This is a genomic window from Mycoplasma sp. 4463 (assembly GCF_048381515.1).
In the GTDB taxonomy this organism is placed as follows: Bacteria; Bacillota_I; Bacilli_A; order Mycoplasmatales; family Metamycoplasmataceae; genus Mycoplasmopsis.
Map to the genome: position 1 here is coordinate 1 of NZ_JBLWID010000029.1, position 9,934 is coordinate 9,934.

Here is a 9,934-nt window from a genome sequence, read left to right on the forward strand (position 1 = left end):
TTAGTTGTTTCATAATCACTCCTTAATATAAAAAACACAAAATACGACGTTGTCCATATTTTGTGTCCCAGTTTAGTCTCTCTATTTTTTGTTAAATTAAATCATTATTTTTCAATGTTGTAAAATGCTTCTCTACCTTTGAATGAAGATACTGAACCCAATTCTTCTTCAATTGCTAATAATCTGTTGTATTTTGCAATTCTATCTGTTCTTGATAATGAACCTGTCTTAATTTGTCCTGTGTTCATAGCAACAGCGATATCAGCGATTGTTGTATCTTCTGTTTCACCTGAACGGTGTGATACAACTGCTGTCATATTTGCTTTTTGAGCCATTTGGATAGCTTCAAAAGTTTCTGTTAATGAACCGATTTGGTTAATTTTAATTAAGATTGAGTTCATTGATTTTTCTTCAATAGCACGTTTTAAAATTGCTGTGTTTGTAACTGTTAAGTCATCCCCAACAATTTGTAATTTGTTTCCTAATTCTGCTGTGAATTTTTTAAATCCTTCTCAGTCACCTTCAGCAAATCCATCTTCGATTGAAATGATTGGGTACTTGTCAACTAAGTGTTTTAAGTAATCTAACATTTCATCTGATGTATATGTGAATTTAGTATCTGTTAAGTGTTCAAATCCAGGTAATTGTTTTTCAACAGCTGCTTTTAATTTTTTGAATGTGTATACACCATCTTCATATAATTCACTTGATGCACAGTCCATTGCAATAGCAACAGCATTTTCACCTGATTTAGCAGGAACATATCCAGCTGCTTTAATAGCTTCAACTAAGAAGTCTAAAGCTTCTTCGTGTGATTTGAAGTTTGGAGCAAATCCACCTTCATCACCAACTTGAACACCGTGTCCGTGTTTTTTAAGTAATTTAGCTAAGTTATGAAAAACAAAGTTAGCCATTTGTAAAGCTTCACGGAATGTTTTAGCTCCAACTGGCATAATCATAAATTCTTGGAAGTCAATTGTGTTTGAAGCGTGTTCTCCACCATTGATAACGTTTAACATAGGAACTGGTAATTCGTGAGCGTTAAATCCACCTAAATATTTGTAAAGTGGAATTTGTAATTCATTAGCAGCAGCTCTAGCAACAGCTAATGAAACTCCTAAGATAGCATTAGCACCGAATTTAGATTTGTTTTCTGTACCATCTAATTCAATCATTTTTCTATCAATTTCACGTTGTAATGTAACTTCCATACCTTCGATGTAAGGAGCAATATCGTTGTTAACGTGATCAACTGCTAACATAACTCCTTTTCCACCAAATCAGTTACTTTCATATTCAGAACCTTTGTCCCTTAATTCAAGAGCTTCACGTGATCCTGTAGATGCACCTGAAGGAACTTTAGCAATACCGTATCCACCGAATTCTGTGAATACTTCAACTTCAACAGTTGGGTTACCACGTGAGTCTAGAATTTCACGTGCGTGAATTTTTTTAATTGCTGACATTTAGTCTCCTTTATTTAATTTTTAATGTACATTTAAATTAATTAACTTTTCTTCTAGAAAAGTAATGTAATTATAACATTTTTAAATTTATATACTTTGAGCAAGTTTATTTGTGATTAATTTCACATTTTTGTTTAATTTTGTTCGATTTTTAAACTCTGTTAAGCTTGGATATTCTCAAAAATAACTTTCAATATAACTACCAAAACATTTATGTGTAAGTGTTAAAAGTATTTTTTCAGTGGTTAATAAAACTAAATAAAAAAATTAAAAAATATTGATACACACGGGTAAGTTGTTATATAATTGCTTTGCTAAATTATTATCAAAAATAAATAGCTTAACAATATTAATCTTAAAATTTATCAAATCACAAATGAAAGGAAGCATAAAATGCCAACAACTAATCAATTAGTTACACATGGTCGTAGCTCAAAAATTAAAAAACAAAACGCTCCTGCTTTAAGCGTTAGCTACAACTCATTAATTAAAAAAGCTAAAAAAATGGCTTCACCATTTAAACGTGGTGTATGTACTCGTGTTGCTACAATGACACCTAAAAAACCTAACTCTGCATTACGTAAATATGCTCGTGTTAAATTATCAAACGGAATGGAAGTTACAGCTTACATTCCAGGAGAAGGACACAACCTTCAAGAACACTCAGTTGTTTTAATCCGTGGAGGTCGTGTTAAAGACTTACCTGGGGTTAGATACCACATCGTTCGTGGAACACAAGATGCTGCTGGGGTAGCAAAACGTAACCAAGGACGTAGTTTATACGGTGCTAAAAAACCTAAATCAGAATAATAATTTAAATTAATTTATACACACAATAATTATTAATATAAGGAGGACATATGTCAAGAAAAAAAAGTGCCCCAATACGTGAAGTACTTGCAGATCCAGTTTTTAACTCTGTTATTGTTACAAAGTTAATTAACCAAATTATGTTAGATGGTAAAAAATCTATCGCTCAAGATATTTTATATTCAGCATTTAACATTATTAAAGAAAAAACTCAAAGAGAACCAATGGAAGTTTTCTTAGAAGCAGTTGAAAACATTACACCTCAATTAGAAATCAGAACAAGAAGAATCGGTGGAACAAACTACCAAGTTCCTACAGAAGTTTCTCCTCGTAGAAAACAAACATTAGCATTAAGATGACTTGTTCAATACTCAAGATTAAGAAATGAAAAAACAATGGATGTTCGTTTAGCTAATGAAATCATTGATGCATCAAACAAAACAGGTGGAGCTATCAAAAAACGTGAAGATACACACAAAATGGCTGAAGCTAACCGTGCGTTTGCACACTTCAGATGATAGTCTAAGGTTTATTTATGGCTAGAGAATATGAATTAAAAGATTACCGTAATATCGGTATTATGGCCCACATTGATGCTGGAAAAACAACAACTACAGAAAGAATTTTATTCCACACAGGTAAAATTCACAAAATTGGTGAAACACACGATGGTGCTTCACAAATGGACTGAATGGCACAAGAACAAGAACGTGGAATTACAATTACATCAGCTGCTACAACAGCTTTCTGAAAAGGAAAAAGAATTAATATTATCGATACACCAGGACACGTTGACTTCACAGTTGAGGTTGAACGTTCATTACGTGTATTAGATGGTGCTGTAGCAGTTCTTGATGCTCAATCAGGAGTTGAACCTCAAACAGAAACAGTTTGAAGACAAGCTACAAACTACAAAGTTCCTCGTATTGTTTACGTTAACAAAATGGATAAAGCTGGTGCTGACTTCGCAGCTTCAGTTGCTTCAGTTAAACAACGTTTAGGTGGGAATGCAGTTGCTATCCAATGACCTATCGGTGCTGAATCAGATTTCGAAGGTATTATTGACCTTGTTACATTAGAAGCGATTAAATACAACGGAGAACCACAAGAAGAAGAATTTCCAACAGAAATTCCTGCTCACTTAAAAGACATCGTTGCTGAAAAACGTCAAGAATTATTAGAAGCAGTTGCTAACTTTGACGAAGAATTAATGATGTTAGTTCTTGAAGGTGGAGATTTAAGTGTTGAAGAATTTAAAGCTGCAATTAGAAAAGCTACTTTAACATCAGAATTCTTCCCAGTAGTATGTGGAACATCATTCAAAAACAAAGGTGTTAAGAGAATGATTGACGCTGTTGTTGATTATTTACCATCACCACTTGATGTACCACCAATCCCTGCTTTCGATGGGGATAAAGAAATATTTGTTAATGCAACAGACGATGGAGACTTTTCTTCATTAGCTTTCAAAGTTATGACAGACCCATACGTAGGTTCATTAACATTCTTCCGTGTATACCGTGGAGTTCTTGAAAAAGGAAGCTACGTATACAACACAACTAAAGAACAAAAAGAACGTATTGGACGTATTTTACAAATGCACGCTAACTCACGTGTAGAAATTGATGAATGTAGAGCTGGAGATATTGCTGCTGCTGTTGGTCTTAAATACACAACAACAGGAGATACATTAGTTGGAGAAAAATCACCAAAAATCGTTCTTGAAAAAATGGTATTCCCAGAACCAGTTATCTCACAAGCTTTAGAACCAGAATCAAAAGCTGCTACAGAAAAATTATCATTAGGATTACAAAAATTAGCTGCTGAGGACCCTACATTTAGAACATATACTGATGAAGAAACAGGTCAAACAATTATTGCCGGAATGGGTGAATTACACTTAGACATTATTGTTGATCGTTTAAAACGTGAATTTGGTGTTAAAGCTAAAGTTGGAGCACCTCAAGTTTCATACCGTGAAACAATTACAATTCCTGCTGAAGTTGAAGGAAAACACATCAAACAATCAGGAGGAAAAGGACAATATGGACACGTATGAATCAAATTCGAACCAAACCCAGATGGTGGATTTGAATTCGTGGACAAAATTGTTGGTGGAAAAATTCCTAAAGAATACATTAAATCAATTCAAAAAGGTCTTGAAGAAAAAATGGCAGCTGGTATTTTAGCTGGTTACCCAATGATCGACGTTAAAGCTACATTATTCGATGGATCATACCACGACGTTGACTCATCAGAAATGGCTTACAAAATTGCTGCTTCTAAAGCACTTACAAAAGCAAAAGATAAAATTGGTACAGTATTATTAGAACCAATTATGGATGTTTCAGTAGTTGTTCCATCAGATCACATCGGAGATGTTATCGGTGACTTATCAAGACGTAGAGGGCTTGTTAACGACCAAGAACAAAGAAATGATGGAGCTGTTATTGTTAGAGCAATGGTTCCACTTTCAGAAATGTTCGGTTACTCAACAGAACTTAGATCTATGACAAGTGGACGTGGAACATACCAAATGCAATTTGATCACTACGAAAAAACTCCAAAATCAATTGCTGATGAAATTATTAAACGTAGAAACATTCAAGATAAAGATGAAGATTAATATTTAAATTTTCACTTTAAATAATTTAAAAAAGTAGGTATATCCTACTTTTTATTTTTTACTTATTTAACTTATACACTATTGCAAAAGTAAAATTAACTCAATAATTAAGGAGTTATTAATCAGCATCATAATACTATGTATAATAGTATTATGTTAAATATAGTTTTATATCAACCAGAAATCGCCCCAAATACAGGGAATATAATCAGAACTTGTTATGCACTAGGTGCAAAATTACACATTATCAAACCAACAAGTTTTGATCTTCATCCTAAATATCTTAAAAGAGCAGGTGCAGGAAGAATGCTCAGTGACATTCAACATGAAATTCATAACTCATATGAAGATTTTTACAATAAGTACAAAGATAAAAAAATCTTTTATGTAACTAGATATGGTTTGGAGACATATACAAATGTTAAATATAATGAAGTACACGAACAAACTGGTGAAGTGTGATTAATGTTTGGTAGAGAATCTACAGGTATTGATAAAATAATCTTAAAAGAAAATTTAGAAGATTGCATCAGAATACCGATGGTTTCAGCTATGCGTTCAATCAATCTTGCTAACTGTGTTGCTATTTTAGGTTTTGAAGTTATGAGACAACTTGATTTTAAAGATTTATCAAAATTTGAAGTCGAAAAAGGAAAACATTACTTAGAACAATATGATGAAAATAATAACCAGTAAGCAAAATCAGTTTGTCAAGGATGTTTATAAACTTTTAGATAAAAAATATAGAAGTAAAGAATCTAAGTTTTTAGTTGAAGGTTATCACTTAGTCAATGAAGCGAAAGAAAAAGGTATTTTGCTAGAAACAATTGAAGTAGTTGATAAAAATAAATTTGCTGATTCGATTTTAGTCACAGAGGAAATCTTAAATTATTTATCAGACACATCTACACCACAAGGGATTATAGGTATTTGTAAATTTCCTGATGTCTCAAAATCAATTAGTAACAGAGTTTTATTTTTAAATAATTTGCAAGAACCTGGAAATGTAGGGACAATTTTTAGATTAGCGAGAGCCTTTGATTTTGATACTGTTATTATCCAAAACTTTGATTACTTTAATCCAAAAGTTATTCGTTCTTCGCAAGGGGCACTTTTTGATTTGAATTTAATCAAAACAAATAATATTGATATTTTAAAGGAACTTAAAAAACAAAACTATATTTTATATGCAACTATGTTAGATACAAATGCTAAGAAGTTAAATGAAATTGATTTTTCAAGACAAGAAAAAATTGTCATTATTTTAGGGAATGAAGGTAATGGAATTGATAATCAAACAGCTTCATTATCTGATGAAAAAGTTTACATTCCAATTTCATTTGAAAGTTTAAATGTAGCAACTGCTGCAGCAATTGTGTTGAACAAAGTTAGAAATGGGTAATTATGAATAAATTCGATAATTTAATTGAACAAATTAAAAACTATAACTTTCATTTATCTTTAGAAGGGTACAATAAAACAGAAGTTGAAAGTCATTTAAATGAATTGATTAGACAAATTAATGAAATTGTTAATGAAATAAATGAATCAACCGAAAGAACAGAATTATATAAAGCTCAATATAAAGAACTTTACAAAGAAAATAAAATTCTTGCTGAAGAAGTTAATAAACTTAGATTAGAACTGGAAAAATTAAATAAATAGGATAAATATGGAATTAGAACACAAAGAACAAAAATATGAGAATTTAATTCAATGATTCCCTGGTCACATGGCTAAGGCTTTCAAGGAATTAAAAGAAAAAGCTTCATTAGCTGATATTTTTATAGTAGTTTTAGATGCAAGATGTCCAATTAGTTCATATAACGAAGACTTTGATAAAATTGCACCACAAAAAAAGAGATTGTTCATTATTACTAAATCAGATTTAATGGATCAATCCAAAAAAACAAAAATTGAAAAAAGATTTGCAAACGAAACTTTATTATGATTAGATCTTAGAAAATCATCTTCAAAACAAGTTATTTTAAAAACAATTAAAAAACTTTCACAAGAAAGAATTAATAAAAACAGAGAAAAAGGGATGTTGATAACCAGAATGAAATCATTTGTTGTTGGTGTTCCAAACTGTGGGAAAAGTACACTTATTAATTTAGTTTCAGATAAAAAAACTTTAAAAGTTGCTAACTATCCAGGTGTAACCAGAGAAAATAAGTGAGTTGTCAATGGTGAATATTTATTTTTAGATACACCAGGTATTTTGCTTCCTAAATTTGAAGATCAAGAAGTTGCTGTTAAATTATTAATCACAGGTGCTGTCAAATTAGATAATTTCTCACCAGAGGTTGTTTCAATGAAGTTTTATGGATTAATTTCAAAATATTATCCAGAAAAATTAGAACAATTAGGTCTAAAACCATCTCAAGATGATATTGAAATTTACTCACAATTATTTAGCTATGGTGAAAGATTTAAAATTTACAAAGAAAACCAAAGAATTGACACTGTAAAAACTTACCAACATTTTATAAATTGAGCTAAAAATTTAGAAGGAGTTACATACGATTAATTCGTATGTTTTTTATTTAATCTTTTATAATATTTAAACTATGAGTCAAAACAATACATATAATGCAAGTAACATTCAACAATTAAAAGGGCTTGAAGCTGTTAGAAAAAGACCTGGTATGTACATTGGTGGAACCGATGTACATGGTTTACATCACTTAGTTTGAGAAATTGTAGATAACTCAATCGACGAGGCACTGGCTGGTTATGCAACTGAAATAATTGTTACATTGAGAAATGATGGTGGTGTTTCAGTTCAAGACAATGGACGTGGTATTCCGGTTGATAAAATTAAAGGTTCAACAAAAACAGCTGTAGAAGCTGCTTTCACTGAATTGCATACAGGTGGAAAATTTGATGATAGTGCGTATAAAACATCAGGAGGTCTTCACGGTGTTGGAGCTAGTGTTGTTAATGCTTTATCAACAAAAGTTGTTGTCGAAGTTTCAAGAGATAAAAAGATCTATTTAACTGAATTTCAACAAGAAAAAATCCTTCAAAGAACTCACGATGTAGGTGTATCTAAAAATACTGGAACAATAGTGACTTTCTGACCTGATTATCCACTTTTTAAAAGAGCTAAGCTAAGTTTTGACAAAATTTCAGAAAGACTTAAAGAAAGAGCTTTCTTAATTTCTAATTTAAAAATAATCTTAAGAGATCAAAATAATGATAAAACAGAAATTTATGAATATACTAAAGGTCTTGAATCATTCTTAAACTTTTTAAATGATTCAAAAGATTTAGTTTCAAAACCTATTTCATTTCAAGATGAAAAAAGAGGTATCTCTGTTGATTTTGCTTTTCAATGAACAACTCAATATGAAGATACAATTCTGAGTTTTGTTAACAATGTTAAAACAAGTGATGGTGGTTCACATGTGGTTGGACTAAAAACTGCATTTGTTAAATCAGTTAATAACTTTGTGTCAAAAGAAAATGTAGTCAAAGGTCAAAGAATTTATGAATGAGCAGACATTAAAGAAGGACTTAGCTGCGTTCTCTCTTTAAAAATTCCTGAAAGTATTCTTGAATTCGTAGGGCAAACTAAAGATAAATTAGGGACTCCAGACGCTAAACCTGTTGTCGAAGAAATTGTCTTTAAATATTTAGATTCTTGATTAAGTGAACACAAAGAGCAAGCTAAATTAATCATAGATAAAATTGAATCTTCATATGATTTAAGACAAAAACAAAAATCATTAAAAGATGAAAGTAGAAAAACAAAGCAAACAAGTAAAGAAAAATTAATTTTAAGTGACAAATTAAAACCTGCAACCGGTAAAAATAATGAACAAAATGAGTTATTTCTAGTCGAAGGGGACTCAGCCGGTGGTTCAGCAAAAAGTGGAAGAGATAGAAGATTTCAAGCTATCTTACCATTACGTGGAAAAGTCATTAACTCTGAAAAGAAAAAAATGACTGAAGTTCTTGAAAATGAAGAAATCAACACAATTATTAATGCAATTGGAGCAGGATACGGTAGAGATTTTGATATTGAAAAATCCCAATATGGAAAAATAATCATTATGACCGATGCTGACACTGATGGTGCTCACATTCAACTTCTATTATTAACATTCTTTTATAGATTTATGAAACAAATGATTGAACAAGGAAAAATTTTCCTTGCACTTCCTCCATTATATAAAGTGACTCTTAAAAGCAGTAAAAAAATTCTTTATGCATGAGATGAAGATGATTTAAGTGATATGCTGGAAAATATAAAAGAATCATATGAACTGCAAAGATATAAAGGTCTTGGAGAAATGAATGCTGATCAATTGTGAGAAACAACTATGGATCCTAAAACAAGAACATTAGTTCAAGTAACAATTGAAGATGCTCTTATTGCTGAAAGAAGAGTTTCAGTTCTTATGGGAGAAAATGCTGAAAACAGAAGATATTGAATTGATCAAAATGTAAACTTTACACTTGAAGATAATTTCATTGAAAAATTAAACATATCTAATTAATGAAAATGATTTTTATAAAAAAACAATAAAATAAAGTTTTTTGCTATAATATCAAAGAATTTTATTTTTACTCTTTTTATAAAGACTAAATAAAAGTTTATAAACATTTATTACTTATAGAAAGGAAGAAATTATGTCAAGAAGAGACGTTTTAACAGGTAGAGGACCTCAAACAGGTAACAAACGTTCACACGCATTAAATGCTACAAAAAGAAAATTTAATGTTAACTTACAAAAAGTTAGAGTTACAATGGACGGTCAAAAAATGACATTAAGAGTAAGTGCAAAAACATTAAAAACTCTTAAAAACAAAGGGTTAATTTAATCATTTCTCTAATACTTTTAAATTAAACATATATAATCAAAATAAATTACCTTGATCAAGTAATTTATTTTTTTATTTTTTTTTAAAAAAAGCTTTGAATAAAAAAAATAGTGTTATAATATTCTTGCTTTTGATAGCAAAGAAGTTCTTTGAAAACTAGATATATACAAGACATGACAAGTCAATTTTTTTCGAGAGTTTG

The 9,934-nt window shown here is 30.5% G+C and carries 10 protein-coding genes; 9 read left to right on the forward strand and 1 reads right to left on the reverse strand.

From position 1 onward, the window contains the following. Window positions 1-104: 104 nt before the first annotated feature. The gene (gene eno / locus ACNF36_RS02610) at window positions 105-1,466 is read right to left on the reverse strand and encodes a phosphopyruvate hydratase (RefSeq protein ID WP_257089173.1); all 1,362 of its coding nucleotides are present in this window, start codon (window positions 1,464-1,466) and stop codon (window positions 105-107) included. Between the two features lie 393 nt (window positions 1,467-1,859). Between eno and rpsL the strand changes: the two genes are divergently transcribed. The 9 genes from rpsL to rpmB all read left to right on the forward strand — a co-directional run bounded on the left by rpsL (window position 1,860) and on the right by rpmB (window position 9,732). Continuing rightward, window positions 1,860-2,276, forward strand: a complete 417-nt coding sequence (gene rpsL / locus ACNF36_RS02615; protein ID WP_323188689.1) for a 30S ribosomal protein S12 — start codon at window positions 1,860-1,862, stop codon at window positions 2,274-2,276. A 50-nt stretch (window positions 2,277-2,326) separates the two neighbouring features. Next, window positions 2,327-2,797, forward strand: a complete 471-nt coding sequence (gene rpsG / locus ACNF36_RS02620; protein ID WP_257089177.1) for a 30S ribosomal protein S7 — start codon at window positions 2,327-2,329, stop codon at window positions 2,795-2,797. 14 nt (window positions 2,798-2,811) lie between these two features. Then, entirely contained in the window at window positions 2,812-4,902 is a 2,091-nt protein-coding gene (fusA, locus tag ACNF36_RS02625) for an elongation factor G (protein ID WP_257089179.1), read from the forward strand. Between the two features lie 153 nt (window positions 4,903-5,055). Continuing rightward, on the forward strand, window positions 5,056-5,598 hold the full coding sequence (locus ACNF36_RS02630) for a tRNA (cytidine(34)-2'-O)-methyltransferase (RefSeq protein WP_418303630.1): 543 nt from the start codon (window positions 5,056-5,058) through the stop codon (window positions 5,596-5,598). After that, on the forward strand, window positions 5,579-6,304 hold the full coding sequence (locus tag ACNF36_RS02635; RefSeq protein ID WP_418303631.1) for a TrmH family RNA methyltransferase: 726 nt from the start codon (window positions 5,579-5,581) through the stop codon (window positions 6,302-6,304). Before ACNF36_RS02630 ends, ACNF36_RS02635 begins: the two co-directional genes overlap by 20 nt. 2 nt (window positions 6,305-6,306) lie before the next feature. Continuing rightward, window positions 6,307-6,567 carry a hypothetical protein gene (locus ACNF36_RS02640; protein ID WP_323176776.1) on the forward strand — a complete coding sequence of 87 codons (261 nt, stop codon included), beginning with the start codon at window positions 6,307-6,309 and terminating at the stop codon, window positions 6,565-6,567. A gap of 7 nt (window positions 6,568-6,574) precedes the next feature. Next, the gene (gene ylqF / locus ACNF36_RS02645; protein WP_418303632.1) at window positions 6,575-7,432 is read left to right on the forward strand and encodes a ribosome biogenesis GTPase YlqF; all 858 of its coding nucleotides are present in this window, start codon (window positions 6,575-6,577) and stop codon (window positions 7,430-7,432) included. Between the two features lie 40 nt (window positions 7,433-7,472). After that, the gene (locus ACNF36_RS02650; protein WP_418303633.1) at window positions 7,473-9,407 is read left to right on the forward strand and encodes a DNA gyrase/topoisomerase IV subunit B; all 1,935 of its coding nucleotides are present in this window, start codon (window positions 7,473-7,475) and stop codon (window positions 9,405-9,407) included. A 133-nt stretch (window positions 9,408-9,540) separates the two neighbouring features. Continuing rightward, window positions 9,541-9,732, forward strand: a complete 192-nt coding sequence (gene rpmB, locus ACNF36_RS02655) for a 50S ribosomal protein L28 (protein WP_418303634.1) — start codon at window positions 9,541-9,543, stop codon at window positions 9,730-9,732. Window positions 9,733-9,934 lie beyond the last annotated feature (202 nt).